The organism is Streptomyces sp. 17_S59, from assembly GCF_056930295.1.
The window spans coordinates 1,678,270-1,704,376 of record NZ_JBXOWD010000001.1 but is presented as its reverse complement, the minus strand read 5'-3'; the positions used below and the strand labels follow the sequence as shown (position 1 = coordinate 1,704,376).

General features: G+C 73.0%; 25 protein-coding genes and 1 riboswitch. Of the genes, 15 read left to right on the top strand and 10 right to left on the bottom strand.

Annotation, left to right across the window (positions count from 1 at the left end; translation table 11 throughout):
* Nucleotides 1-71: 71 nt before the first annotated feature.
* Complete coding sequence (locus tag AC1Z4A_RS07385; RefSeq protein ID WP_483677039.1) at nucleotides 72-1,868, bottom strand: AMP-dependent synthetase/ligase; 1,797 nt, start codon at nucleotides 1,866-1,868, stop codon at nucleotides 72-74.
* Between the two features lie 267 nt (nucleotides 1,869-2,135).
* On the opposite strand from AC1Z4A_RS07385, the gene AC1Z4A_RS07380 reads away from it, so the two are divergent.
* The 6 genes from AC1Z4A_RS07380 (at nucleotide 2,136) to AC1Z4A_RS07355 (ending at nucleotide 7,103) form a co-directional block, all read left to right on the top strand.
* The gene (locus AC1Z4A_RS07380) at nucleotides 2,136-2,897 is read left to right on the top strand and encodes a metallophosphoesterase family protein (RefSeq protein ID WP_483677038.1); all 762 of its coding nucleotides are present in this window, start codon (nucleotides 2,136-2,138) and stop codon (nucleotides 2,895-2,897) included.
* A gap of 71 nt (nucleotides 2,898-2,968) precedes the next feature.
* Nucleotides 2,969-3,418 carry an SRPBCC family protein gene (locus AC1Z4A_RS07375; protein WP_483677037.1) on the top strand — a complete coding sequence of 150 codons (450 nt, stop codon included), beginning with the start codon at nucleotides 2,969-2,971 and terminating at the stop codon, nucleotides 3,416-3,418.
* An 88-nt stretch (nucleotides 3,419-3,506) separates the two neighbouring features.
* Nucleotides 3,507-4,745 carry an ArsA family ATPase gene (locus AC1Z4A_RS07370; protein WP_483677036.1) on the top strand — a complete coding sequence of 413 codons (1,239 nt, stop codon included), beginning with the start codon at nucleotides 3,507-3,509 and terminating at the stop codon, nucleotides 4,743-4,745.
* A 56-nt stretch (nucleotides 4,746-4,801) separates the two neighbouring features.
* Nucleotides 4,802-5,278 carry a DUF5304 domain-containing protein gene (locus AC1Z4A_RS07365; RefSeq protein ID WP_483677035.1) on the top strand — a complete coding sequence of 159 codons (477 nt, stop codon included), beginning with the start codon at nucleotides 4,802-4,804 and terminating at the stop codon, nucleotides 5,276-5,278.
* A gap of 57 nt (nucleotides 5,279-5,335) precedes the next feature.
* A complete protein-coding gene (locus AC1Z4A_RS07360; RefSeq protein ID WP_483677034.1) occupies nucleotides 5,336-6,277 on the top strand; it encodes an ROK family glucokinase in 942 nt (313 codons plus the stop codon).
* 76 nt (nucleotides 6,278-6,353) lie between these two features.
* Nucleotides 6,354-7,103: an endonuclease/exonuclease/phosphatase family protein gene (locus tag AC1Z4A_RS07355; protein ID WP_483683531.1), complete on the top strand. Its 750-nt coding sequence runs from the start codon at nucleotides 6,354-6,356 to the stop codon at nucleotides 7,101-7,103.
* A gap of 294 nt (nucleotides 7,104-7,397) precedes the next feature.
* Here AC1Z4A_RS07355 and AC1Z4A_RS07350 read toward each other — a convergent pair whose 3' ends face one another.
* Together AC1Z4A_RS07350 and AC1Z4A_RS07345 are read right to left on the bottom strand one after the other, a co-directional pair.
* Entirely contained in the window at nucleotides 7,398-7,934 is a 537-nt protein-coding gene (locus AC1Z4A_RS07350) for a hypothetical protein (RefSeq protein WP_483677033.1), read from the bottom strand.
* A complete protein-coding gene (locus tag AC1Z4A_RS07345) occupies nucleotides 7,927-8,700 on the bottom strand; it encodes an alpha/beta hydrolase (RefSeq protein WP_483677032.1) in 774 nt (257 codons plus the stop codon). The genes AC1Z4A_RS07350 and AC1Z4A_RS07345 overlap by 8 nt, the downstream gene beginning before the upstream one ends.
* 136 nt (nucleotides 8,701-8,836) lie before the next feature.
* Between AC1Z4A_RS07345 and AC1Z4A_RS07340 the strand changes: the two genes are divergently transcribed.
* The 4 genes from AC1Z4A_RS07340 to AC1Z4A_RS07325 are packed head-to-tail and all read left to right on the top strand — an operon-like array spanning nucleotide 8,837 to nucleotide 12,709.
* On the top strand, nucleotides 8,837-9,619 hold the full coding sequence (locus AC1Z4A_RS07340; protein ID WP_483683530.1) for a lysophospholipid acyltransferase family protein: 783 nt from the start codon (nucleotides 8,837-8,839) through the stop codon (nucleotides 9,617-9,619).
* A 25-nt stretch (nucleotides 9,620-9,644) separates the two neighbouring features.
* Nucleotides 9,645-10,901, top strand: a complete 1,257-nt coding sequence (macS, locus tag AC1Z4A_RS07335) for a MacS family sensor histidine kinase (RefSeq protein ID WP_483677031.1) — start codon at nucleotides 9,645-9,647, stop codon at nucleotides 10,899-10,901.
* A 32-nt stretch (nucleotides 10,902-10,933) separates the two neighbouring features.
* Nucleotides 10,934-11,623, top strand: a complete 690-nt coding sequence (locus AC1Z4A_RS07330; RefSeq protein WP_483683529.1) for a response regulator — start codon at nucleotides 10,934-10,936, stop codon at nucleotides 11,621-11,623.
* 54 nt (nucleotides 11,624-11,677) lie between these two features.
* The gene (locus tag AC1Z4A_RS07325) at nucleotides 11,678-12,709 is read left to right on the top strand and encodes a 6-phosphofructokinase (RefSeq protein WP_483677030.1); all 1,032 of its coding nucleotides are present in this window, start codon (nucleotides 11,678-11,680) and stop codon (nucleotides 12,707-12,709) included.
* A gap of 200 nt (nucleotides 12,710-12,909) precedes the next feature.
* Here AC1Z4A_RS07325 and AC1Z4A_RS07320 read toward each other — a convergent pair whose 3' ends face one another.
* The gene (locus tag AC1Z4A_RS07320) at nucleotides 12,910-14,937 is read right to left on the bottom strand and encodes an anthranilate synthase family protein (RefSeq protein ID WP_483677029.1); all 2,028 of its coding nucleotides are present in this window, start codon (nucleotides 14,935-14,937) and stop codon (nucleotides 12,910-12,912) included.
* Between the two features lie 294 nt (nucleotides 14,938-15,231).
* On the opposite strand from AC1Z4A_RS07320, the gene AC1Z4A_RS07315 reads away from it, so the two are divergent.
* Both AC1Z4A_RS07315 and AC1Z4A_RS07310 read left to right on the top strand, forming a co-directional pair.
* Entirely contained in the window at nucleotides 15,232-16,581 is a 1,350-nt protein-coding gene (locus tag AC1Z4A_RS07315) for a class II 3-deoxy-7-phosphoheptulonate synthase (RefSeq protein WP_483677028.1), read from the top strand.
* 172 nt (nucleotides 16,582-16,753) lie between these two features.
* The gene (locus tag AC1Z4A_RS07310) at nucleotides 16,754-17,035 is read left to right on the top strand and encodes a (2Fe-2S)-binding protein (protein WP_483677027.1); all 282 of its coding nucleotides are present in this window, start codon (nucleotides 16,754-16,756) and stop codon (nucleotides 17,033-17,035) included.
* Between the two features lie 3 nt (nucleotides 17,036-17,038).
* Here AC1Z4A_RS07310 and bfr read toward each other — a convergent pair whose 3' ends face one another.
* On the bottom strand, nucleotides 17,039-17,527 hold the full coding sequence (gene bfr / locus AC1Z4A_RS07305) for a bacterioferritin (protein ID WP_483677026.1): 489 nt from the start codon (nucleotides 17,525-17,527) through the stop codon (nucleotides 17,039-17,041).
* A 186-nt stretch (nucleotides 17,528-17,713) separates the two neighbouring features.
* Between bfr and AC1Z4A_RS07300 the strand changes: the two genes are divergently transcribed.
* A complete protein-coding gene (locus AC1Z4A_RS07300) occupies nucleotides 17,714-18,346 on the top strand; it encodes a sulfite oxidase-like oxidoreductase (RefSeq protein WP_483677025.1) in 633 nt (210 codons plus the stop codon).
* 226 nt (nucleotides 18,347-18,572) lie between these two features.
* On the opposite strand, the gene AC1Z4A_RS07295 is transcribed toward AC1Z4A_RS07300, so the two are convergent.
* From AC1Z4A_RS07295 to thiO, 5 genes are all read right to left on the bottom strand, one after another.
* Nucleotides 18,573-19,481 carry a deoxyribonuclease IV gene (locus AC1Z4A_RS07295; protein WP_483677024.1) on the bottom strand — a complete coding sequence of 303 codons (909 nt, stop codon included), beginning with the start codon at nucleotides 19,479-19,481 and terminating at the stop codon, nucleotides 18,573-18,575.
* 7 nt (nucleotides 19,482-19,488) lie between these two features.
* A complete protein-coding gene (pknB, locus tag AC1Z4A_RS07290) occupies nucleotides 19,489-21,486 on the bottom strand; it encodes a Stk1 family PASTA domain-containing Ser/Thr kinase (protein WP_483677023.1) in 1,998 nt (665 codons plus the stop codon).
* 225 nt (nucleotides 21,487-21,711) lie between these two features.
* Complete coding sequence (locus AC1Z4A_RS07285) at nucleotides 21,712-22,509, bottom strand: thiazole synthase (protein WP_483677022.1); 798 nt, start codon at nucleotides 22,507-22,509, stop codon at nucleotides 21,712-21,714.
* 9 nt (nucleotides 22,510-22,518) lie between these two features.
* A complete protein-coding gene (gene thiS / locus AC1Z4A_RS07280) occupies nucleotides 22,519-22,743 on the bottom strand; it encodes a sulfur carrier protein ThiS (protein ID WP_483677021.1) in 225 nt (74 codons plus the stop codon).
* Nucleotides 22,740-23,933, bottom strand: a complete 1,194-nt coding sequence (gene thiO / locus AC1Z4A_RS07275) for a glycine oxidase ThiO (protein ID WP_483677020.1) — start codon at nucleotides 23,931-23,933, stop codon at nucleotides 22,740-22,742. The genes thiS and thiO overlap by 4 nt, the downstream gene beginning before the upstream one ends.
* Nucleotides 23,931-24,043, bottom strand: a riboswitch (TPP riboswitch). Its footprint overlaps the gene before it by 3 nt.
* A 216-nt stretch (nucleotides 24,044-24,259) precedes the next feature.
* Between thiO and AC1Z4A_RS07270 the strand changes: the two genes are divergently transcribed.
* Both AC1Z4A_RS07270 and AC1Z4A_RS07265 read left to right on the top strand, forming a co-directional pair.
* Complete coding sequence (locus AC1Z4A_RS07270; protein ID WP_483677019.1) at nucleotides 24,260-25,486, top strand: NAD(P)/FAD-dependent oxidoreductase; 1,227 nt, start codon at nucleotides 24,260-24,262, stop codon at nucleotides 25,484-25,486.
* Nucleotides 25,487-25,650: 164 nt separating this feature from the next.
* Nucleotides 25,651-26,016 (top strand): Rv2175c family DNA-binding protein, encoded by a 366-nt coding sequence (locus AC1Z4A_RS07265; protein WP_483677018.1) that lies wholly within the window; start codon nucleotides 25,651-25,653, stop codon nucleotides 26,014-26,016.
* The last annotated feature ends 91 nt before the right edge of the window (nucleotides 26,017-26,107 follow it).

Below are 26,107 nucleotides of genomic sequence, written 5' to 3'. Positions count from 1 at the left end.
CCCGCTCCTCAAACGCCGGAGGGGCTGAAATTGCCCCCGGAACGGGGGCCTGGGGGCGGAGCCCCCAGTTCCTACCCGTGGTAGATCGCCTCGATCTCGTCCGCGAAGTCCTTCGCCACAACGCTCCGCTTGAGCTTCAGCGACGGCGTCACATGGCCGGAGGCCTCCGTGAACTGGGCCGGGAGGATGCGGAACTTCCGGACCGACTCCGCCTTGGAGACGGCCGCGTTCCCGTCGTCCACCGCCTTCTGGACGTCCGCCAGCAGATCCTCGTCGTCGGACAGCTCCGCCGCCGTCAGCCCGGCCGGCTTGCCGTGCTGTTCCAGCCAGCGGGGCAGGAAGTCCTCGTCCAGGGTGATGAGCGCGCCGACGAACGGGCGGCCGTCGCCCACCACCATGCACTCCGCGATCAGCGCATGCGCCCGGATGCGGTCCTCGATCACCGCGGGGGCGACGTTCTTGCCGCCGGCCGTGACGAGGATCTCCTTCTTGCGGCCGGTGATGCGCAGGAAGCCGTCCTCGTCGAGCGTGCCCAGGTCGCCGGTGTGGAACCAGCCGTCCGACAGCGCCTCCGACGTGGCCGCCTCGTTGTTCCAGTAGCCCGTGAACAGGTGCTCGCCGTGCAGCAGTACCTCGCCGTCGTCCGCGATCCGGACCACCGAGCCCGGCAGCGGCTGGCCGACCGTGCCGATGCGCGGCTTGTCCCACGGGTTGAAGGCGGTCGCGGCGCAGGACTCGGTGAGCCCGTAGCCCTCCAGGACCGTGAAGCCGATGCCCCGGTAGAAGTGGCCGAGCCGCTCGCCCAGCGGCGCGCCGCCGGAGATGGCGTGGGTGGCCCGGCCGCCCAGCACCGCGCGCAGCTTGCCGTAGACGAGCTTGTCGAAGACCTTGTGCTTGACCTTCAGGCCGAAGGACGGCCCGGCCGCGGTGTCCAGCGCCCGGCTGTAGGCGATCGCGGTGTCCGCCGCCTTGTCGAAGACCTTGCCCTTGCCGTCCGCCTGCGCCTTGGCCCGGGCCCCGTTGTAGACCTTCTCGAAGACCCGGGGCACGCCCAGCACCAGCGTCGGCCGGAAGCCCTGGAGGTCGTCGGTCAGATTGCGGATGTCGCTGACCAGGCCCAGCCGGATGGGGGCCATCACCGAGCCGATCTCGACCAGCCGGCCGAAGACGTGCGCGGCGGGCAGGAAGAGCAGCACGGAGGAGTCGCCCGTGCGGAACAGCGGCTTGAGCCGTTCGACCACGTTGCCGCACTCGGCGAAGAAGCTGCGGTGGGTCAGCACACAGCCCTTGGGGCGGCCCGTGGTGCCCGAGGTGTAGACGATGGTCGCGGGCGAGTCCGCGGTGGCCACCGAGCTGCGCTCGTCCACCTCCTGGTCCGTCACCGGCTCCCCGGCGGCGCGCAGCCGCTCCACGGCATCGCGCTCGATCTGCCAGATGTTGGCCAGCTCCGGGAGCCGGTCGCGCACGGACTCCACGGCCGCCTCGTGCGCCGGGGACTCCACCAGGCAGGCCACGGCCCCGGAGTCGCCGAGGATCCACTGGATCTGCTCGGGCGAGCTGGTCTCGTACACCGGCACGGTGACCGCGCCCGCGGTCCAGATGGCGAAGTCCAGCAGCGCCCACTCGTAGCGGGTGCGGGACAGCAGGCCGATCCGGTCGCCGGGCTTGATGCCCGCGGCCATCAGGCCCTTGGCCACGGAACGGACCTCGGCCAGGAATGCGGCCGCGGTGACGTCCTCCCAGCGGCCGTCCACCTTGCGGCCTATGACGGCGACATCAGGGTGCTGCGCGGCGTTCCTCCGGATGAGATCCGTGAGGTTTCCGTCGGCGGGGACCTCGTACAGGGCCGGAAGGCTGAACTCGCGCAAGACTGCTGCTCCTCGTCGGGCGCCGGCGCCGCCGCGTCTTCGAGGGGCGCTGCGTCGGCTGCGGTCCATGATCGGGCAGGGGACACAGGACTGCCCGGACGTTACCCACCGGTATGGCTTTCGAATAGGGGGTCGCGTCCAGATGTTCGCTGCGTCACATGCGGCGTGACCGCTCACCGCACCCTAGCCTCCCGTCCGGGTAACCCGGAAGTAACCGCAGGTAGGGGGGCCTTCCGGGCACCTGTCGCACGCCCTAGGGTGATCCGTATGCGAGTCCATGTGGTCAGCGATGTGCACGGCAACGCCGAGGGCCTGGCCCGGGCGGGAGACGGTGCCGACGCCCTCGTCTGCCTGGGGGACCTGGTCCTCTTCCTCGACTACGCCGACCACTCGCGCGGCATCTTCCCCGAGCTGTTCGGCGTCGAGGCCGCCGACCGCATCGTCGAGCTGCGCACTGCCCGCCGCTTCGAGGAGGCCCGCGAGCTGTCCCGCGGGCTCTGGGCGGGCATCGACCGCAAGGCCGCCGTCGAGGCGGCCGTCCGCAAGCAGTACGCGGAACTCTTCGCCGCCTTCCCCACCCCCACCTACGCCACCTACGGCAACGTCGACATCCCGCCCCTCTGGCCGGAATACGCCCGCGACGGCATCACCGTCCTCGACGGCGAGCGGGTCGAGATCGGCGGGCTGGTCTTCGGCTTCGTGGGCGGTGGCCTGAGATCGCCCATGCGCACCCCGTACGAGATCGACGACGAGACGTACGCGGCCAAGCTCGCCGCCCTCGGCCGGGTCGACGTCCTCTGCTCGCACATCCCGCCCGACGTGCCCGAACTCTGCTACGACACGGTGGCCCGCCGCTTCGAGCGCGGCAGCCCCGCCCTGCTCGAGACGATCCGCGCCACCCGGCCCAGGTACGCGCTTTTCGGCCACGTCCACCAGCCTCTGGCGCGCCGGATGCGCATCGGCGCCACCGAGTGCGTCAACGTCGGCCACTTTGCATCCACTGCGGAACCCTGGGTGCTGGAGTGGTGACGCGCGGCCCGAGGTAGCCTTCACCGGCAGACATTTCGAGGCCGCGGATCCGGTACGGAGGAGCCACGCAGATGGCGGAACACACCAGCTCGAGCATCACGATCGAGGCGACCCCGGCCCAGGTCATGTCGGTGATCGCCGACTTCGGCCGGTACCCGGAGTGGACGGGGGAGGTCGAGAAGGCCGAGGTGCTGGAGCAGGACGAGCAGGGCCGCGCCGCCAAGGTGCGCCTGGTCCTGGACGCGGGCGCCATCAAGGACGACCACACCCTGGCCTACCGCTGGCCCTCCGCGAACGTCGTCGAGTGGTCCCTGGTCAAGTCCCAGATGCTGCGCCAGCTCGACGGCTCGTACAGCCTGGAGGCCGTGGCCGGCGGCAAGCACACCGAGGTGACGTACACGCTCACCGTCGACGTGAAGATCCCGATGCTGGGGATGATCAAGCGCAAGGCGGAGAAGGTCATCATCGACCGCGCGCTCGAAGGGCTCAAGAACCGCGTGGAGAGCACCGCCACCGCCTGAGCCGTCTCCCGAACGTCTCCCGAACCACCTCCGGACGCCCGGTCCGGCGACCCCGGACGACCTTGAACCACGCCCCGGAGGCTCCACCTTGCGCACGGTCCTCGTCACCGGTCCCGGCGGCGCGGGCCGCACCACCGTCGCGGCGGCCACGGCACTCGCCGCCGCCCGCGACGGCCTGCGCGTCCTGCTGCTCACCTGCGACCGCGGCCCGGCCCCCGACGCGGTGCTCGGTACCGCGCTGAGCGCCGAGGGGGCCGACGAGGGCCCGGGGACGGCGCTGCCCTGGGCGCCGCCCGTCGAGGCGGCCCCCGGGCTGCGGGTCGCCCGGGTGGCCCCCGGCCCGCACTTCCGCGGCCTGGCCCGGGACCTCCAGGACCGCGGCACCTCCGTCTTCGACATGCTCGGCGCCACGCCCCTCGACCCCGAGGAGCTGACCGAGCTGCCCGGCGCCGAGCAGCTGGCGACCCTCGCCGCCCTGCGCGCCGCCCACGCCGACCCGGCCCACGGCGACCTCCTCGTCGTCGACATGCCGCCCGTGCACGAGACCGTGCGCCTGCTGGCCCTGCCCGAGCAGCTGCAGCGGTACCTGCGCCGGCTGCTGCCCCCCGAGCGGCAGGCGGCCCGCGCTCTGCGGCCGATGCTCGCCCAGCTCGCCGGTGTCCCCATGCCCGCCCGGAAGCTCTACGAGACCGTGGAGCGCTGGCAGGAGGAACTGGCCGCCGTGCAGAGCGTGATCGAGGCCGGCGGCACCACCGTCCGCCTGGTCGCCGAGCCCGGCCCGCTCGGCCACGAGGTGCTGCGCACCGCCCGCGCCGGGCTCGCCCTCCAGGGCTGCCGGATCGATTCGCTGGTGGCGAACCGGCTGCTGCCGGACGCCCCCGCCGACCCCTGGCTCGCCGGGCTCGCCGGGGAGCAGCGGGCCGCGCACCAGGCCCTGAGCGCCGAGTGCCTCGCCGACGGGGTCACCGTGCGCGACCTCCCGCACCTCGGCCGGGCCCCGCGCGGCCTCGCGGACCTGGAAGCCCTGGCCGCCCGGGCCGCCCTGCCCCGCGAGCCGCACCCGCCCGCCGGGCCCTGGACCGTCGAGGACCGGCTCGCCGACGACGGCCTGCTCGTCTGGCGGATTCCGCTGCCCGGCGCGGAGCGCGACACCCTGGGCCTGGTCCGCCGGGGCGACGAACTGCTCGTCGCCGTCGGCCCGTTCCGCCGCGTCCTGCCACTGCCGTCGGCGCTGCGCAGGTGCACCGTCTCCGGTGCCGGGCTGCGCGACGGCGAGCTGTGCGTGCGCTTCGTGCCCGACCCCGGTCTGTGGCCGCGGACCCCGTGAACGGGCCCCTGTCGTTCGGGTAACGTCGAAGGAAAGTCCAGCTGCAGGAGTCCGTCATGAGCGATGCCACCGAGCGCCCCGGACCGGCGCCCGACCCCGACGCCTGGGAGCGGGCCTGCGCCGAGGACCTGGCCGCCGAGCAGGCCCGCCGGCGCGCGCACGAGCGGGAGCCCGGCAGCGCCGCCGAGGAGCTGCGCAAGCTGGTCGACGCCGTCGCCGACAAGGTCTCCGCCTTCCAGCTGCCCGCCGCCGCGGCGGGCGCCCAGGACGCCGTGCAGCAGCTGATCTCCCAGGCCAGAGCCGCCGTCGAGCCGGTCATCGAGCGCAACCCCGAGGTCTTCGACCACCTCGCCGCCGCAGGCTCCGAGCTGCTGGCCGCCTACCGCGCGGCGGTCCACGGCCAGGAGGCGCGCTGGACCCGCGGCGAGCCCGGCCCCGGCCCCGGCTCCGCCGATCCTTCCGGCCCCGCCGATCCCCCTGGGCCGCGCAAGGGCGAGGGTGCGGGCGGATCCGAACGCATCGACCTCGACTGATCCCGGCCTCCGGTACGGTTAGCCACGGCGGGGTTCGAGCGAAAAACTGAGGGACACATGGGACTCACCATCGGCGTCGACATCGGCGGCACGAAGATCGCGGCCGGCGTGGTCGACGAAGAGGGCTCGATCCTCGCGACGTGCAAGGTGCCGACCCCGGCCACCCCCGAGGGCGTCATCGACGCCATCGCGGACGCCGTCCGCACGGTCAGCGAGGGCTTCGACGTCGAGGCCGTCGGCATCGGTGCCGCCGGCTACGTGGACGACAAGCGGGCCACCGTCCTCTTCGCCCCCAACATCAACTGGCGGCACGAGGCGCTCAAGGACAAGGTCGAGCAGCGCGTGGGCCTCCCGGTCGTCGTCGAGAACGACGCCAACGCCGCCGCCTGGGGCGAGTACCGCTTCGGCGCCGGCCAGGGCCACGAGGACGTCATCTGCATCACCCTCGGCACCGGCCTCGGCGGCGGCATCATCATCGGCAACAAGCTGCGCCGCGGCCGCTTCGGCGTGGCCGCCGAATTCGGCCACATCCGGGTCGTCCCCGACGGCCTGCTGTGCGGCTGCGGCAGCCAGGGCTGCTGGGAGCAGTACGCCTCCGGCCGCGCCCTCGTCCGCTACGCCAGGCAGCGCGCCCAGGCCACCCCGGAGAACGCCGAGATCCTCCTCGGCCTCGGCGACGGCACCCCCGAGGGCATCGAGGGCAAGCACATCAGCGACGCCGCCCGCCAGGGCGACCCGGTGGCCATCGACTCCTTCCGCGAGCTGGCCCGCTGGGCCGGCGCGGGCCTGGCCGACCTCGCCTCGCTCTTCGACCCGTCGGCGTTCATCGTCGGCGGCGGCGTCTCGGACGAGGGCGACCTGGTCCTCGACCCGATCCGCAAGTCCTTCCGCCGCTGGCTCGTTGGCGGCCAGTGGCGCCCCCACGCGCAGGTGCTCGCCGCCCAGCTGGGCGGCAAGGCCGGCCTGGTGGGCGCGGCCGACCTGGCCCGACAGGGGTAACCGGCGGCCGTACGTACCCGCGGTGGCGGTGGCGTCTCTCCCGTAGCGGCGGAAAGAGGTGAACGGCGTGAACGGCGTGCTGCACGACCTTCCGGCGTCCACTACGGAGCCCGACGGCTCCGCCGTGGTCCGCGTACTGAGCTACAACGTCCGCTCGATGCGGGACGACGTCGCCGCCCTGGCCCGGGTCATCCGGGCCTGCGCGCCCGACGTCGTCTGCGTGCAGGAGGCGCCGCGCTTCTTCCGCTGGCGCAAAAAGGCCGCCCGGCTCGCCCACGAGTCGGAGCTGGTGCACGTCACCGGCGGGGCCACCACCTCCGGCCCGATGCTTCTCGCCTCGCTCCGTGCGCACGTCGAGCGCACGGACGAGGTGCTGCTGCCCCGCAGGCCCGGGCTGCACCAGCGGGGCCTCGCCACCGCCGTCCTGCGCTTCGGCCGGGCGCGGCTGGGGGTGGTCAGCTGCCACCTGAGCATCGACGCGGACGAGCGGTACGCCCAGGGGCGCCTGGTCCTCGCGAAGCTCGCCTCGCTGGACGTCGCGCACACGGTGCTGGCGGGCGACCTCAACGACCGCCCCGACGGCCGCACCTTCGGCCTGCTGGCCGGGACGCTCCAGGACTGCTGGGCGGTCGCGCCGTGGGGGCGGGAGCACACGACGCGGCTCGGTGATCCGCTGCAGCGGATCGATGCGGTCTTTGCGAACAAGGGGGTGGGGGTGCTGGGGTGCGGTGTGCCGATGGGCCTGCCGGGGCTGTCCGAGACGGACCTGCGGTCGGCGACGGACCACTTGCCGGTACTGGCAGCACTCCGGGTGCCGGCTGGGTAGGGGGGTGTTCTTTCCCCTACCCGCCCCTTCCCGAAACTGGGGCTGTGCCCCAGACCCCGGACCGCGCTGCGCGCGCCACGCGGCGGAGCCGCAAATAGAGCGCAGCCTCAAACGCCGGACGGGCTGAATTTGCTCCCGTTCCGGGGAAAATTCAGCCCCTCCGGCGTTTGAGGAGCGGGGGTCCGGGGGCGGAGCCCCCGAGTCCTGCCCCCGCGCGGAGCGCGAGGGGCCCCGGGGTCTGGGGCGCAGCCCCAGTTTCGGGAAGGGGCGGGGCTGGGGAGAGGAAACCGCGGTCTAAACCACCGCGCCGCGTCCCGGATCGTCGTCGTCCTCGTCGCCGCCGTCCTTCATCCGCAGGACCAGCGTCGCGAAGCCGCCCAGGAAGCCGCCCACCCCCAGCGTGGTGATCCACCACGTCAGCTCCTGCCGCAGCAGCACCATCACGAGCAGCAGCAACGGGCCACCCAGCACCGCGATCCACGCGAAGCGCGACGTCACGTCGCCCGTCGGCAGGGGCGGCGGCTCCGGCGGAACGAAGTGGCCCTCGTCCGGTTCGTCGTCGCTGTCGTCCGCCGCGGAGGGGGTGCCCCAGTCCCGGGGGCCGACGCCCGGCGCGTAGACGACGAAGCCGCCCGGCCGCTGCGGGGCGGCGGCATCCTCCGGGGCAGCATCGCCGGAGTCGGAGTCGGACTCGTCCCCGGACGCAGGCCAGCGCCCCTTCTCCGGATCCGGCTGCTCGCCGTACGCGGCGACCAACTCCGCCCAGGCCCGGTCCTCGTCCAGCGGATCGCGGTCGCGATCCCGGTCGCGGTCCGCGTCCCGCTCAGCCACGGGAGACCGCCTCCGGCGCGGACGCGGAGAGCCGGCCGATGAAGGCGTACGTCTCCTCGAAGATCGCCGGAGCGTCGTGGTCCAGCGTCGCCACGTGGTAACTGCGCTCCAGGAGCCGCTCGGTGACGTCCAGCGACGAGACGCGGGCGAGGATGCGCGCCGAGTCGGCCGGCGGCACGACGTGGTCCTGGGGGCTGTGCATCAGCAGCAACGGCTGGGTGACCTGCGGCAGTTCGGAGTCCAGCCGCTGCAGGAACCGCCGGAAGGAGTGCGCCGCCTGCAGCGGCACCCGGTCGTAGCCGACCTCCGCCCCGTCCGGCTTGGCGATGTCACTGGCGATGCCCTTGGTCGTACGGACCACGTGGCGCATCACCGGCAGCGCCTTGGCCGCCAGGCCGTGCACCTTGTTGGCCGGGTTCACCAGGACGATGCCGGAGATCGCGTCGCCATGCTTCGCCGCCAGCCGCAGCGTGAGCGCACCGCCCATCGACAGGCCGCACACGAAGACCCGGGAGCACCGCTCGCGCAGCGCCCGCAGCTCGCGGTCGACCTCCGCGTACCAGTCCTGCCAGCCGGTGATCGCCATGTCCTGCCAGCAGGTGCCGTGCCCGGGCAGCAGCGGCAGCGAGACCGTCAGACCGCGATCCGCGAGATAATCGGCCCAGGGACGGACGGACTGCGGGGAGCCGGTGAAGCCGTGACACACGAGGACGCCGACCTCTCCGCCGTCGTGGCGGAACGGCTCGGCACCGGGGAGGAGCGGCACCGGATTCTCCGATCGATGGTGCGGGACGACAAATACGAGGGGCTGGCCCTCAGCCTACGCGGAGCGCCGCACGGCGGGTAGGCAGGTTAAGGTCTCCTCGTCACACACAGGAGGTTCTCGGTTGTTCTACGGCGCAATGAAGCTGTCCATCGGCGGGTCGCTGAAGCTTGCCTTCCGGCCGTGGGTGGAGGGCTTGGAGAACGTACCGGCCGAGGGGCCCGCGATTCTGGCGAGCAACCACCTGTCCTTCTCGGACTCCTTCTTCCTGCCCGCGGTGCTCGATCGCAAGATCACCTTCATCGCGAAGCAGGAGTACTTCACCTCCCCCGGAGTCAAGGGAAAGCTGACGGCGGCCTTCTTCAAGGGCGTCGGCCAGCTCCCGGTCGACCGCTCGGGGGCGCGCGGGGCCGGTGAGGCCGCGATCAAGAGCGGCATCGAGGTGCTCGAGCGCGGTGAGCTGTTCGGCATCTACCCGGAGGGCACCCGCTCTCCCGACGGCCGCCTGTACCGCGGCAAGCCGGGCGGGCTCGCCCGGGTGGCGCTGGCCACGGGTGCGCCCGTGATCCCGGTCGCGATGATCGACACGGAGAAGATCCAGCCGCCCGGCAAGATCGTGCCCAAGCTGATGCGGCCGGGCATCCGGATCGGCAAGCCGCTGGACTTCAGCCGCTACCACGGCATGGACGGCGACCGCTTCATCCTCCGCTCGGTGACCGACGAGGTCATGTACGAGATCATGAAGCTCTCCGGCCAGGAGTACGTCGACATCTACGCCACCGCCGCCAAGCGGCAGATCGCCGAGGAGGCGAAGCGGAAGGCCGAGGAGGAGAAGGCGGCGAAGGCTGCCGGACTCGACAAGGCGGACACCGAGGCGGACGCGAACGCGGACACGAAGGCGGAGGACGAGCCCGGGGCGTAGCCGCCCCGGCAGGGGGGGGCGGTCCATGACACAGCGCACCGGGCGCCCGCGTGCCGTGCGGATGTCGGTGGAGCTGCCGCTGTGGCGCGCCGTCACCGGCTACCGCATCCTGACACTCGGCTACGCGCTGGCCCTGTTCTTCATCAACTACCACGAGTACGCCCATCCGCTCGGTGCCGCGCTCTACATGGGCGTACTCACCCTGTGGATGCTGCTGACCTGGAACCGGGTCTCCGCGCCCGAGCGCTGCACCAGGGCCTTCCTCATCGCCGATCTGACGATCGCGCTCACCGGAGTCCTGCTCAGCGCCGTCGTCGACACCGCCGAGCGCATCGACGGAGGCGCGGCCACCCTGCCGTCCATCTGGACCGGCGGCGCCGTACTGGGCCTCGCGATCAAGGGCGGCTGGCGCTGGGCGGCGGTCGGCTCCACGCTCGTGGCCGCCGCCAACCTCGTCGAGCGCGGCCACCCGGCCCGGGACACCGTGCACAACGTGGTCCTCGTCTGGGTCTCCAGCATCGCCATCGGCTACATCGTCGAGGTCGCCCGGGCCAGTGAGCGCACGCTCGCCCGCGCCATCCGCATGGAGGCCGCCACCCGCGAGCGCGAGCGCCTGGCCCGCGACATCCACGACGGCGTCCTCCAGGTGCTGGCCATGGTCCAGCGCCGGGGCGCCGCCATCGGCGGCGAGGCGGCCGAGCTGGGCCGGATGGCCGGCGAGCAGGAGATCGCCCTGCGCAGCCTGGTCGCGGGCGGCCTCGTGCCCCCACAGCGCTCCGCCGAGCAGCTCGCCGAGGACGCGGAGCTGGTGCGGGCCGTGGCCCCCGGCCCCGCCGCCGTCGCCCTGCGGGGCTGGGAGGCGCCTCCGTCCCCCGCCGGCCCCTGCGACGTGCGGGCCCTGCTGGCGCCGTACGAGGGCGCCGCCGTCACCTTCGCCGCGCCCGGCACGCCCGTGCTGCTGGAGGCCGCCGCGGCGACGGAGCTGGCGGCCGCCGTCGGCGCCGCCCTGGACAATGTGGCCAAGCACGCCGGAGGGGGTGCGCGGGCCTGGATCCTGGTCGAGGACGAGCCGCACGAGGTGATCGTCACCGTCCGGGACGACGGCCCGGGCATCCCTGAGGGCCGGCTGGCCGACGCCGAGCGGGAGGGGCGCATGGGCGTCGCCCTGTCCATCCGCGGACGGCTGCGGGACCTGGGCGGCACGGCCGAGCTGGTGTCGGTGCCGGGCCAGGGCACAGAGGTCGAACTGAGGGTCCCACGGGGGAGCGAGGACAAGCGATGAGCACGGAGACGGCGGAGACGGCGGAGACGTCAATGGCGGAAGCGGCTGAAGCAGCGGCGGCGCAGCCGGTGCGGGTCATGGTGGTCGACGACCACCCCATGTGGCGCGACGCCGTCGCCCGCGACCTGGCCGGCGCCGGGTACGACGTGGTGGCCACGGCCGGCGACGGCCCCCAGGCGGTGCGCCGCGCCAGGGCCGCCGCCCCCGACGTGCTGGTGCTGGACCTCAACCTCCCCGGCCTGCCCGGCGTGGCCGTGTGCAAGGAACTGGTCGCCGAGCGGCCCGCGCTGCGCGTCCTGGTGCTCTCCGCCAGCGGCGAGCACGCCGACGTCCTGGAGGCCGTCAAGTCCGGCGCCACGGGCTATCTGCTCAAGTCGGCCAGCACGGAGGAGCTGCTGGACGCCGTCCGCCGCACCGCCGCGGGCGACCCCGTCTTCACCCCCGGGCTGGCCGGCCTGGTCCTCGGCGAGTACCGCAGGCTCGCCGCCGAACCCGCCACGGCCGCCCCCGACGAGCCCAAGGCGCCGCAGCTCACCGACCGCGAGACGGAGGTCCTGCGGCTCGTCGCCAAGGGGCTGTCCTACAAGCAGATTGCAGAGCGGCTGGTTATTTCCCACCGCACGGTGCAGAACCATGTTCAGAACACCTTGGGCAAGCTCCAGTTGCACAACCGGGTGGAGCTGGTCCGCTACGCGCTAGAGCGAGGTCTCGACGACGCCTGACCGCCCTCCGCGGCCGGGCGTACCGGCTGTACCGGCGGAAGGAAGGTGTCTGTCATGCGGATCGGAGTGCTCACCGGCGGCGGGGACTGCCCGGGGCTCAACGCGGTCATCCGCGCCGTCGTCCGCAAGGGCGTCCAGGACTACGACCACCAGTTCATCGGCTTCAAGGACGGCTGGCGCGGACCGCTGCACGGCACGGTCACGGCCCTGGACATCCCGGCCGTGCGGGGCATCCTGCCGCGCGGCGGGACCGTTCTCGGATCCTCGCGGACCAACCCCCTCAAGGAGCCGGACGGGGTCCGCCGCATCAAGGAGAGCCTCGCCAAGTACGAGGTGGACGCGCTCATCGCCATCGGCGGCGAGGACACGCTGGGCGTGGCCCACCGGCTGGGCGCCGAGTACGGCATCCGCTGCGTCGGCGTCCCCAAGACCATCGACAACGACCTGTCCGCCACGGACTACACCTTCGGCTTCGACACCGCCGTCAACATCGCCACCGAGGCCATCGACCGCCTCCACACCACGGCCGAGTCGCACATGCGCGTCCTGGTCGTCGAGGTCATGGGCCGGCACGCGGGCTGGATCGCCCTGCACACCGGCCTGGCCGGCGGCGCCAACGTCATCCTCGTCCCCGAGCAGCGCTTCGACCTCGACGAGGTCTGCGCCTGGGTGACCTCCCGCTTCCGGGCCAGCTATGCCCCGATCGTCGTGGTGGCCGAGGGGGCCATGCCGAAGGACGGCGACCTCATCCTCAAGGGCGCCGCCGCACACGACTCCTTCGGCCACGTCCGGCTGTCCGGGGTGGGGGAGTGGCTCGCGAAGGAGATCGAGGCGCGTACGGGCAAGGAGGCCCGGACCACGGTGCTGGGGCATGTGCAGCGGGGCGGCACGCCCAGCGCGTTCGACCGGTGGCTGGCCACGCGGTTCGGGCTGCATGCGATCGACGCGGTGCGGGACGGGGACTTCGGGAAGATGGTCGCGCTCCGGGGTACGGACATCGTCCGGGTGCCGCTTGCCGAGGCCACGGCGCGGTTGAAGACCGTTCCGGTCGAGGTCTACGAGGAGGCGAAGGTCTTCTTCGGCTGAGCGCCGCGGGGGTTTCCCCCACCCCGCCCCTTCCCGGCTGTATCGATTTGCGGCTCCGCCGCGCGGCCTCAAACGCCGGACGGGCTGAATTTCAGCCCGTCCGGCGTTTGAGGACACCGCGCGAAGCGCGGTCCGGGGTCTGGGGCGAAGCCCCAGTTTCGGGAAGGGGCGGGGTGGGGAAAGAAAACCACCGCGTCGGGTCAGACGCGTACGGACGCCAGCAAATCCGCCACGATCCGCGCCCCGTTCAGGGTGAGCACCGACTCCGGGTGGAACTGGAGGCCTGCGACGCCGGGCCCGCGCAGCGCGTGCACCTCGCCCGTCACGGGATGCCGGGCCAGCTCGACCCCGTCAACCGCCGCCCCCCGCGCGGCAACCGCGGTGAACGTGTTGTAGAAGCCCACCACCTCCTCCCTCCCGAAGAAGTCGATCCGCTCCTGCGCCCCCTGGAACGGCACTTCCTTCCGGACGATCTCCAGCCCCAGCTCCGCCGCGATCAGCTCGTGCCCCAGGCACACCCCCAGCAGACCCTGGCGGTGGCCGCCCAGCAGCTCCGCCGCCAGCCCGCGCAGCAGCCGCATCTTCGGATCGGCCGTGTCCGAGGGGTTGCCCGGGCCGGGGCCCAGCACCACGGGACCCTCGTGCGCCAGCGCAGCCTCCCGCAGCCCGGGGGTGTCGTAGCGCCGCACCGTCACCGCCAGCCCCGAGGTGCGCAGCAAGTGGGCCAGCATGGCCGTGAAGGTGTCCTCGCCGTCGACGACCAGCGCGTGCCCGGTCAGCGCTCCGGTGGACCCGGGCGTCTGCATCCGCAGCCAGAACGGGGCCAGGTCCGCGCGCCGGGCGTCCAGCGCCGCCCGTACCCGCAGATCGTCCCCGAGCCGTACCGGCGGGGCGGCCGCCGGACGTACCGGGCCGCGCCGCACGCCCAGGGCGGCCAGCACCCCGGCCGCCTTGGCATGGGTCTCGGCGACCTCGCCGTGCGGGTCGGAGTGGCGCACGAGCGTGGCGCCGACCCCGACCCGCAGCCGGCCGCGCCGGTCGATGTCGGCGGTGCGGATGAGGATGGGGGAGTCCAGGGTGCGGACGCCGCCCGCGTCCCGGCCGATCAGGGCCAGCGCGCCCGCGTAGTAGCCGCGCCCGTGGGGCTCGTACCGCTCGATGACCCGGCAGGCGTTCTGCACCGGGGACCCGGTGACGGTCGCCGCGAACATCGTCTCGCGCAGCACCTCGCGGACGTCCAGCGAGGAGCGTCCCCGCAGCTCGTACTCGGTGTGCGCGAGGTGGGACATCTCCCGCAGCCGGGGGCCGACGACGACGCCGCCCCTGTCGCCGACGGTGCACATCATCTTCAGCTCCTCGTCCACGACCATGGACAGCTCCTCCACCTCCTTGCGGTCGTGGAGGAAGTCCAGCAGCCCGTCCGCGGTGGGGCCCGCCGCCGGGTAGCGGTAGGTGCCGCTGATCGGGTTCATGACGACGGTGCCGCCGGCCATCCGCACGTGCACCTCCGGGCTGGCGCCCACCAGCGTGCGCTCGGGCGTGTGCACCACGTACGTCCAGTAGGCGCCGCGCTCGCCGGACAGCAGCCGCCGGAACAGGGCCAGCGCGTCCGCCGCCTGGAAGCCGTGGATCTCGCCCTCGAAGGTGCGCCGGATGACGAAGTTGGCGCCCTCGCCCCGGCCGATCTCGTCCTCGACGACCCGCCGGACGATCCCGGCGTACTCCTCGTCGGTCACGTCGAAGGCGCCGCCCTCCACCCTGACCTCGTGCCGGGGCAGTGCGTCCAGGACGTCGGCGAGCGGCAGGTCGTGGGCCTCGTCGGGGCGCAGGACGAGCAGGGGGGTGCCGTCGTCGCGGACGTCGAAGCCGCGCTCGCGGATCTGCCGGAAGGGGACGAGGGCCAGGGCGTCGTGGGCCGGTCCGCCGTGCGCGGGCGGCCCGTCGGGCAGCGGGATGCCGGCCAGTTGCGCGACCTCGCCGACCGGGCCGAGCAGCAGCTCGACGACGTCCTCCCGGTGTCCCGGGGTGCGGCGGTGGAGCAGGGCGAAGGGCGGGCAGCCGGCGGCGGTCAGCCGGGCGAGGAGCGCGGCCGTGCGCTCCGCCGTGCCGTCCGGGACGCCGTCCGTGGTGTCGTCCAGGGTGTCGTTCCGGCTTCCGTCCGGTGCGGTGTTCGCGGCGTCGTCCGTGGTGTCGTTCGTGGTGTGGGTCGTGGTGTGGTTCGCGGACATCCGGGGTCTTCCTTCCTGAGCGGGAGGAACGGCCCCGGGCTGGGTCCTTCACCAGCGCCGAAGGCCGCCCCTCGGGGCGGCCTTCGCGAGCGTTCTGCGGTACGCGCGATCAGTGGGCCGCCGGAGGGACGGTCCACCACCAGTTCTGGTTGCAGGTCTCGAGCACGTACACGTCCGGCAAGTTACCGGACGAGCCGGGCCTTCGGCAGGTAATTCACAAAGTTGTATCTCAGGATTTGTCTCACACTGCGGTCTCGCTGCTGAACGGGCACCCCGACCCCGTAGTGTTGACGTGTGACCGTGAACGCTGAATCCCACGCCGGTGGCCACACCTGGCGCTCCCTGCCCGCGGCGCAGCAGCCTGACTGGCCGGACCATGAGGCTCTGCGCGATGTGATCGCCGAGCTCGAGTCCTATCCACCTCTCGTCTTCGCCGGCGAGTGCGACCAGCTGCGTCAGCGTCTGGGAGCCGTTGCGCGCGGCGAGGCGTTCCTGCTCCAGGGCGGTGACTGCGCGGAGGCCTTCGACGCCGTCGGTGCCGACCAGATCCGCAACAAGCTCAAGACCCTCCTCCAGATGGGCGCGGTGCTCACCTACGCCGGGTCCGTGCCCGTCGTGAAGGTCGGCCGCATCGCCGGCCAGTACAGCAAGCCGCGCTCCAAGCCGACCGAGACCCGCGACGGCGTGACCCTGCCGACCTACCGCGGCGACTCCGTCAACGGCTTCGCCTTCACGCCCGAGGCCCGCACCCCGGACCCGCAGCGGCTGAAGCGGATGTACCAGGCCTCGGCCTCCACGCTGAACCTGGTGCGTGCCTTCACCACCGGCGGTTACGCGGACCTGCGTCAGGTGCACGCCTGGAACCAGGACTTCGTGCGCTCGTCGCCGTCCGGCCAGCGCTACGAGCAGCTCGCCCGCGAGATCGACCGGGCGATGAACTTCATGAACGCCTGCGGGGTGGACCCGGAGGAGTTCAAGACGGTCGAGTTCTTCGCCTCCCACGAGGCGCTGATCCTGGACTACGAGTCCGCGCTGACCCGCGTGGACTCGCGCACCGGGCAGCTGTACGACGTCTCGGGCCACATGGTCTGGATCGGTGAGCGCACCCGGCAGCTGGACGGGGCTCACATCGAGTTCGCCTCGAAGATCCGCAACCCGATCGGCGTGAAGCTCGGCCCGACGACCACGGCCGACGAGGCGCTGACCCTCATCGAGCGGCTCGACCCGGACCGCGAGCCGGGCCGGCTGACGTTCATCACCCGGATGGGCGCGGGCAAGGTCCGCGACAAGCTCCCCGCCCTGGTGGAGAAGGTCACGGCCTCCGGCGCCCAGGTCGTCTGGGTCTGCGACCCGATGCACGGCAACACCTTCGAGGCCGCCTCGGGTCACAAGACGCGGCGCTTCGACGACGTGCTGGACGAGGTCAAGGGCTTCTTCGAGGTCCACAAGGGCCTGGGCACCCACCCGGGCGGCATCCACGTGGAGCTGACCGGCGACGACGTCACGGAGTGCGTGGGCGGCGGCGACGAGATCTTCGTCGACGACCTGCACCAGCGCTACGAGACGGCCTGCGACCCCCGCCTCAATCGCAGCCAGTCCCTGGACCTGGCGTTCCTGGTCGCGGAGATGTACCGGGACCAGTAAGCGGCAGGGGCTGTCCCCGCACCGTGCGCGCCGTGGGGCGCGGATCACTTCGGATCCGCGCCCCACGGCGTTGTTTTTCGGCCGCCGGGCCGGGTAAGGTAAGGGTAACCTTATTGATCGCGAATGGTGATCAATTCGATCAGTTCCCTCGGACCGGCAAGGCGGTGACCGCGTGTACGTCTGCTCGTGCTTCGGCATCACGGAGCAGCAGGTGCGCGAGCACGCGGACAAGGGGGCGTGCACGCCCCGCAAGATCGCCTCCGCCTGCAAGGCCGGCACCGACTGCGGCAGCTGCGTCCGGCGCATCCAGGCGCTGCTCGGCCGGGGCGAGTGCCCGCGTCGCGAGCTGGCCGACCGGGGTGAGGACGACGTGCTGGCCTCCGATGTGACGCTGCTGGCGGCGCCCCCGGCGTCCTCCGTGTCCGCGGCCCCCTCGGGGACCGTCGCGGCCTGAGGCCTATGCGCTCTGCCCGTTCTCCTGCTCGATGAACTGGGCGAGGTAGAGCGGCTCACCGAGCTTCTCGATCAGCTCCAGCTGGGTGTCGAGGTAGTCGATGTGGTCCTCCTCGTCCGCGAGGATCGACTCGAAGATGTTGGCCGAGGTGATGTCGCCCTTGGCCCGCATGACCTCCACGCCCCGCCGCAGGCGGTCGATGGCCTCGACCTCCACCTGCCGGTCGGCCTGGAACATCTCGGTGATCGTCTGGCCGATCCGGACGTGGAAGAGCCGCTGGTAGTTGGGCAGCCCCTCCAGGAAGATGATCCGGTCGGTCAGGACCTCCGCGTGCCGCATCTCGTCGAAGGACTCGGCGCGGGTGTGCTGGGCGATCTTGGTCCAGCCCTTGTGCTCCTGCAGCTTCGCGTGCAGGAAGTACTGGTTGATGGCGGTCAGCTCGGCAGTCAGCTGCTCATTCAGGAACTCGATGACCTCGGGGTCGCCCTGCATCGCAGAGGCTCCTTCCTGGGGGCACCTCCCGCGGCCGTCCGGGCCTGCGGGGAGGATGACTGGCAGGTTGCGCGCATCCTTGCACCGCCCCTCGAAACCGTCCAGTAAGTGCACACTTAGTGGGAGTTGCCCCGATACCGCAACCCCTGGTCATCGGCACCCCCGAAGGTCTGACACCATTGAGCCATGGGGCCCTCGAAAAACACCGAAAGCCGCGAAGGGGAGCATCTTCAGCTGCCTCCGGGGCAGCGGCTTCAGCGCGGATGGCCGGTGACGCACTACGGCCCGGTCCCGAAGTTCAAGCCGGACCGGTGGGAGTTCCGTGTCTTCGGGGCGACCGCCGACGGTGACAAGCACTGCTGGAACCACGACGAGTTCTCCGCCCTGCCGTACACGACCGTGGTGGCGGATCTGCACTGCGTCACGAAGTACAGCATGCTCGGTGCGGAATGGGGTGGGGTTTCGGCCCGTACGATCCTCGAACTCGCCCCGCCGGCACCGGAGGCCACCCATGTGATGGTGTGGGCCGAGTACGGTTTCAGCTCAAATCTCCGGCTCTCGGACTTCACCGCCGAGAAGACGATGTTCGCCACCCACAAGGACGGCGAGCTGCTCACCGCGGAGCACGGCTTTCCCGTACGGCTGGTGGTGCCGCACCTGTATGCCTGGAAGGGGCCCAAATGGGTGCGCGGCGTGGAGTACATGACCGCGGACCGGCGGGGCTTCTGGGAGGAACGCGGCTACCACAACATCGGTGATCCGTGGCGGGAGCAGCGCTACTCGTACCAGGAGCAGCCGGGCGAGGGCCCGGAGCTGTAGGGGCGCCCCCGGGCCCGGGAGGGCGCTAGGCCCTGTCGTCAAAATCCCGCCTGCCCCGCGGCGTCTGGCACGCACTCCCCCAGCTACCGCTGGGAGGTGCCCCCACGCCGCGTTGTCGGTCGTCGGCGCAGCCCGCTGCGCTCTCCTCCCTCCGCCTTGCGATCGCACGCACCAGACGCCGCGGGGCCCGCCCTCCGGGCGGACGGCGCTATTTTGACGACAGGGCCTAGGGCAGGGAATCCCGCAGGTCCTTCAGCCGTGCCACGTCCGCCGCATGGCCCTCCGGGCCGCCCGGCGTCTCGATCGTCAGCGGCACCCCCGCCGTCTCCGGGTGCCGGAACAGCTGCCCGAACGGCTCCAGGCCGATGTGACCGGAACCGATGTTCTCGTGCCGGTCCTTGTGGGCGCCGACGACGTCCTTGGAGTCATTGGCGTGAATCAGCCCCAGCCGACCCTCGCCCACCACGGCCACCAGCTCGTCGAGGGCCTGCTTCATCCCGCCGATCCCGGCCAGGTCGTGCCCGGCCGCGAACAGGTGGCAGGTGTCCAGGCAGACGCCGAGCCGAGGGTGGTGCTCCAGCGCGCCGAAGTACGGGCCGAGGTCCGCCACCAGTGAGCAGAGCGAGGCGCCCTGGCCCGCGGTCGGCTCCAGCAGCAGCCGGGGGCCGTCCTCGGGCAGCTCCTCGAGCAGCGGCAGCAGCCGCTCGTGCACCTGGGCCAGCGCCTCGCGGCGGTGCCGGCCGCCGGTCGCGGAACCGGTGTGCACCACGACGCCGCGGGCGCCGATCTCCCCGCCCCGGCGCAGCGAGTGCCGCAGCGACTCCACGGACAGCTCCGCCGTCGCCGCGGTGTGCGAGCCGAAGTTGATCAGGTAGGGGGCGTGCACGTACACGGGCAGCCCATCGGCGGCGCAGCCGGCGCGGAACTCCTCGTCCTGCCGCGGGTTGCCGGGCGGGGTCGCCCAGCCGCGGGGGTTGGCGACGAAGACCTGTACGGCCTCGGCGCCCATCCGGCGCGCGTACGGCAGGCCGACCTTGGCGAGCCCGCCGGCCACGGGGATGTGCCCGCCGACGGGGTTGCGGTCCCGGCCGGGGAGCGCGGAGGTGGTGGCGGGGGTGGGGGACGTCCGGTTCATGGCGTGCTCAGAACCCGCTCTTCAGCCGGATGACGATGGTGTCGCCCTTGGCGGCCTGGTCGCCGCCGCGGACGGACTGGGCGTCGACGGAGTCCTGCGGGAAGAAGAAGGGCTTGTCGACCTTGACCTTGAAGCCCGCGGCCTTCAGGGTCCGCTTGGCGTCGGCCTCACTCTTTCCGGTGACGTCCGGGACGATGGCCATCTCCTTGCCCTTGGAGACTGTGACCGTGACGGCGTCGCCCTCGGCGGCCTGGGTGCCCCGGGCCGGGGACTGCTGGGCGACGGCGCCCTTGTCCCGGTCGGAGTAGACCTGGTTGTCGTCGACCTTGATGTCCAGGCCCGCGTCCCGCAGCACGGCGGTCGCGGCCGTCACGGACAGCCCGGTCACGTCCGGCACGTTCACCGGCTTGCCCTTGCTGACGACCAGCGCCACGGCAGAGCCCGGCCGGAGCTGGGTGCCCGGCCCCGGGTCGGTGGAGAGCACCGAGCCCTTGGGCGTCTCGCTGCTGAACTGCTGGGTGACGTCCCCGGCCGTCAGCCCCAGGCCCTCGATCTTGCGCTTGGCGTCGTCGAGCGGCATGCCGACCAGGTTCGGCACCTCGGCCTTCTCCGGGCCGCGCGAGATGGTGATGGTCACGGTGCCGGTGTTGCGGATGCGCTCGCCGGGCTTGGGGTCGGTGGAGATGACGTGGCCGCGCTCGACCGTGTCGCTGAACGCCTGCTTGACCTTCACGCCGAGCCCGGACTTGTCCAGCGTGCCCGTCGCCTTGTCCTGCGTCATGTCCAGGACGGCGGGCACCGAGGTGAACTGGCCGGAGTTGATGTACCAGACGCCCGCGCCGCCGAGGACGACCAGCAGCGCGGCGGCCACCGCGATCGCCCAGCGCCGGGACAGCCGCGCGGGCCACCGGGGCGCGGCGGCCGGTGCATGGCCGGGCGCCGCGGGAGGCAGCGGGGGCGCGGGCGGGTGCTCCAGCCGGGTGGTGCGGTTGAGCAGCTCCTCCTCGGCGCGGGGCGGCATCGGCCGCGACACGGCCGGGCGGGGGATGACGCTGGTGCGGTCCTCGGAGCCGACGGAGCCGACGGAGCCGACAGGGCCGGCGGAGCCGGCCGGGGTGGAGGCGGACGCGCCCGGCGGGACGGCGTCCAGCTGCGCGTCCGGCAGCGCGGCGCGGGCCGCGCGGACCCGGCCCAGCAGGGCGGCCGCGTCGGCCGGGCGCAGCTGCGGGTCGCGGGCGGTGGCGGCGGCCACCAGGGCGTCCAGCTCGGGGGCGAGCCCCGGCACGGCGGCCGACGGGGGCGGCACGTCCTCGTGGAGGTGCTGGTAGAGCACCTGGGCGGGGGTGCCGCCGGTGTGCGGCTTGGCGCCGGTGAGCATCTCGTAGAGGACGACGCCGCAGGCGTAGACGTCCGCGCGGGTGTCGGCGGTGCCGTGCTCGATCTGCTCGGGGGCGAGGTAGGACACCGTGCCCAGCACCGAGCCGGTGCTCGTGCTGGTGTTGGTGTCCACGGCCCGCACCAGCCCGAAGTCGGCGACCTTGACCCGGCCGTCGTCGCCGATCAGCACGTTCTCGGGCTTCATGTCGCGGTGGATGAGCCCCGCCAGGTGCGCGGCGCCCAGCGCGGCGAGCATGGGCTCCAGGATGTCCAGGGCGGCGCGCGGGTGCAGGGCGCCGCGCTCGCGCAGGACGTCCCGGAGCGTGCACCCGGCCACGTACTCCATGGCCAGGTAGACGTACTGCCCGTCGGTGCCCTGGTCGTAGACGCCGACCACATTGGGGTGGTCGAGGCGGGCCACGGACTTGGCCTCGCGGATGAAACGTTCCACGAAGGCGTTGTCGGCGGCGAGGGACGGGTGCATCACCTTGAGGGCGAGCACCCGGTCGAGCCGGGTGTCCATGGCGCGGTAGACCGTGGCCATGCCGCCCACGGCGATCCGCGTCTCGATGCGGTAGCGGCCGTCGAGCAGGTGATCGACGAGGGGGTCGGGCAAGGTCGTGTCCACGGCACACGAGTCTACGAGCCGAGTCGGGCGGGGCCGTACGGCGTGGGGCTCGCGCGCATGTTTGAAGCGGAACGGTGACAGGGGGTGGGCCGGGGGTTGTTTTTCCCCGATCCCGCCCCTTCCCGAAGTAACCGATATGCGGCTCCGCCGCAGGGCGGGGGCTCCGCCCCCAGGCCCCCGCTCCTCAAACGCCGGAGGGGCTGAATTGGTTGGGTGGGGAAAGCCTCACACGAACGCCGGGCGCTCCGGGTCCAGGGCCGCGCGGCCCGCCATCGTCGACGACGCCTCCGCGAAGTGGCGGCGCGGGATGCGCCCGGCCCGGTGGGCCAGCCGGCCCGCCTCCACCGCGTGCCGCATCGCCTCCGCCATCAGCACCGGCTCCTGCGCCCGCGTCACCGCCGAGGCGAGCATCACCGCCGCGCACCCCAGCTCCATGGCCAGCGCCGCATCGGACGCGGTGCCCGCGCCCGCGTCCAGGATCACCGGGACGGTGGCCCGCTCGGTGATCAGCTGGAAGTTGTGCGGATTGCGGATGCCCAGCCCGGAGCCGATGGGCGCGCCCAGCGGCATGATCGCCGCACAGCCGACGTCCTCCAGCTTGCGGGCCAGGACGGGGTCGTCGTTGGTGTACGGCAGCACCGTGAAGCCGTCGTCCACCAGGATCTCCGCGGCGTCCAGCAGCTCGATCGGGTCGGGCAGCAGGGTGCGCTCGTCGGCGATCACCTCCAGCTTGACCCAGTCCGTGCCGAGCGCCTCGCGGGCCAGCCGGGCGGTGAGGACGGCCTCGCCTGCGGTGAAGCAGCCCGCCGTGTTCGGCAGCACCCGGATGCCGTGCTTCTCCAGGACGGAGAGCACCGAGCCGCGCACGGTCGCGTCGAGGCGGCGCATCGCGACCGTGGTCAGCTCCGTGCCGGAGGCCAGCAGGGCGCGCTCCAGCACGTCCAGGCTGGGGGCGCCGCCGGTGCCCATGATCAGGCGCGAGGTGAACGGGGTGTCCGCGATGGTGAGCAGATCGTCTGCCATCTGTGCTGATCAGCCTCCCTGAACCGCGGTGAGCACCTCGACCCGGTCGCCGTCGCCGAGCGCCGTGAGCGGCCACCGGCCGCGCGGTACGACCGCCTCGTTGACGGCCGCGGCGACGCCGCCGCGGGCGGGGGTGAGCGCCGACACGAGCCCGTCGAGCGTCGTCCCCGCGGGCACGACGCGGCGTTCTCCGTTGACGCTGATGGTGTGGGTGACGACATCGCTGCCGGTCATGCGGACTGCTCCTGAAGTGCGGGGGTGAAGCGTCGGGGGGAGAAGGGGCGGGCCACCTCGGGCAGCCGGCCGGTGGTGAGCACCTCGGCCATCACCTCGCCCGTGAGCGGGGTGAGCAGCACGCCGTTGCGGTGGTGCCCGGTGGCCGTGAGCAGGCCGGGCAGCAGCGTCGGTCCGAGCAGCGGGGCGTTGTCGGGGGAGCCGGGCCGCAGCCCGGCGCGGGCCTCCACCAGGGGCAGCTCGGTGATGCCGGGCACCAGCTCGTGGGCGTCGCGCAGCAGCTCGTAGACGCCGCCCGCGGTGACGGTGGTGTCCCAGCCCAGCTCCTCCGTCGTGGCGCCGAGGACCAGCTCGCCGTTCTCGCGCGGCACCAGGTACACAGGGCCGCCGCGCACCACCGCCCGGACGGTGCGGGACAGGAAGGGCCGGTACGCGTCCGGGACGCGCAGCCGCAGGATCTGGCCCTTGACCGGGCGGACCGGCGGCACCGCGTGCTCGGGCAGGCCCGCGAGCCGTCCGCTGTGGCTGCCCGCGGCCAGCACGGTCTGCCCGGCGTCGACGCGGGTGCCGTCGGCGAGTTCGGCCCCGGTGGCCCGGTCCCCGGCCAGCAGCGCCCGTACGGCCTCCGAGCGGTGGAAGTGCACTCCGGTGCGCTCGCAGGCGGTCAGCAGCGCGCCGGCCAGTCTGCGCGGGTCGGTCTGGTGGTCGCCGTCCACCCGCAGTCCGCCGCGCACGCCCGGCGCGAGCATCGGCTCCAGGCGGCGGCACTCGCGCCCGGACAGCCACTGGGAGTCCAGGCCGGACCGCAGCTGGAGCTGGTGCAGCTCCCGCAGGTGGGCCCGGTCGTCGGCGTCGAGGGCGACCGCCAGGGTGCCGCAGGCGCGGTAGCCGGTCTCCCGGCCGCTGGCCTCCTCCAGCTCGGCCGTGAAGGCCGGGTAGCGGCGCGCGGAGGCGAGGTTGAGGGCCAGCAGGCCCTGCTCGCCGTAGTGCAGCTCGGTCACGGCGGCCAGCATCCCGGCCGCCACCTGGGCCGCGCCGCCGCCGGGCGCGGGGTCGGCGACCGCGGTGCGCAGCCCGCGCTGGGCGGCCCGCCAGGCGGTGACCAGGCCGATGATCCCGCCGCCGATGACCAGGACGTCGTACGTGTGGTGTGTGTGGGTTCGATGCGCTGGGGTTCGATGCGCGTGCACGATGCTCCAGCCCCTCCCTTCGCCGGCATGACCCGGATCAGGTTCGTACGGTCGGAGGCCGTCCAGCCTCCCTCTCAGCCCGGTGCGTCCGGGCTCCCGCGAGTGCTTGCAGCGGCCACCCTAGTACGCCCCGAGGACGGGCAGGAAGGGCGGCCGGGCCGGGGTGACGGCCATGTGGCCCTCCGCGCGCGTTCGAGCGCCGGCGGTTCGCCGGCGGTTCGTCGACCGTTTGCCGACCGGAGACCGTCAAACATCGTGACGCTGTGTCAGAGGTCTCCCCACCCGGTGCTCCGACAGACGCAGGCCGCCGCCCTAGAGTTGATCGGGTGAGCGAGCAGACGAACACCTCCAGTGACCGGCGCGTCGTCATCGTCGGCGCGGGGATGGCCGGCGTGCAGACCGCGGTCGCCCTGCGCGAGCAGGGCTGGCGCGGCGCGATCTCCCTGCTGGGCGCCGAGCCCCACCAGCCGTACGACCGCCCCCCGCTTTCCAAGGCCGTCCTCCTCGGCAAGGCCGAGGGCTCCGCCTTCGAGGTGGACTTCGACTCGCTCGGCATCGACCTGCGGCTGGGCGTGGAGGCCACCGGCCTGCGGCCTGCCGAGCACCTGCTGGACACCGCGGCCGGCCCGGTGCCGTACGACGTGCTGGTCGTCGCCACCGGCGCGGAGCCCGTGGGCCTGCCCGGCAGCGAGGGCGTGCCCGGCGTCCACGTGCTGCGCACCGTGGACGACGCGGAGCGGCTGCGCCCGCTCCTCGCCGAGCAGCGCGACATCGTCGCGGTCGGGGCCGGCTGGATCGGCGCCGAGGTCGCGACGGCCGCGCGGGAGGCGGGCTGCCGGGTGACCGTCGTCGAGGCCGCCGACCGGCCGCTGGCGGGCGCCCTGCCCGCCGAGGTCGCCGCCCACATGGCCGGCTGGTACGGGCACAGCGGCGCCCGGCTGCTCACCGGCACCGCCGTGGCCTCCGTGGAGCCGGGCGCGGTGGTGCTGGCCGACGGGACGCGGCTGTCCGCGGACGCGGTGATCGTGGGCATCGGGGCGCGGCCCGCCACCGGCTGGCTGGCCGGCTCGGGCGTCGAGCTGGCCGCGGACCGCTCCGTCGCCGCCGACGACCGGCTGCGCGCCTCCGTCCCGGACGTCTACGCGGTCGGCGACTGCGCCTCCTTCCCCTCCGCCCGCTACGGCGAGCGGCTGCTGGTGCACCACTGGGACAACGCCCTCCAGGGCCCGCGGACCGTCGCCGCCAACATCGTCCACGGCCCGGGCGGGGCGCCGGTGTACGACCCGGTGCCGTACTTCTGGTCCGAGCAGTTCGGCCGCTTCGTGCAGTACGCGGGGCACCACTCGGACGCGGACGAGCTGGTCTGGCGCGGCGACCCGGACAGCGCAGCCTGGTCGGTGTGCTGGCTCCGGGCGGGCGTCCTGGTGGCCCTCCTGGCCGTGGGCCGGCCGCGGGACCTCGCTCAGGGGCGGAAGCTCATCGAGCAGGGCGCGGCCGTGGACCGGGTCCGGGCGGCGGACCCCTCGGTGCCGCTGAAGTCCGCGGTGCTCTAGGAAGTCCGCGTTGCTCCAGCCGCCGCGTGCCCCGGTCGGGCGTGTCCGACGGGGTGCGCAGGGGGGCCGCGAGGGGCCGGTGGGGTGACCTCCGGCCCGGCTCGGACCCCGGCTCGGGTCAACCCGGCTACCGGCTGTCAGTCCCAGATGGCAGGCTTGTCCCCGTGACCGAGATTGACGCAAAGATCGATGCTCTCGTCCCCGCCTGGCACAACCTCCCCGACATCGCCGAAAAGCTCGGCGTCGAGGTGACGCGCGTCCGGCAGCTGGTCAAGGAAGGCCAGCTGATCGCGGTGCGCCGCGGCGAGAACCGAGTGCTCATGGTGCCCGCCGACTTCATCGGCGAGGGCAAGGTGGTCAAGGGCCTCGCCGGGACCTTGACGCTGCTGCGGGACGACGGCTTCAGCGACGAAGAAATGCTGGAGTGGCTGTTCACCCCGGACCCCACCCTGCCCGGCACCCCTGCGCAGGCCCTGCGCGAGAATCGCGGCACGGAGGTGAAGCGCCGCGCCCAGGCGCTCGCCGTCTGACCCGCGGCACCGCCGCGGCCCAGTGAACACCGTCCGGCGTACGGGCCGGGGACGCCGTATAGGCTGCCCCGGCCCGTACGCCGCCGACCCG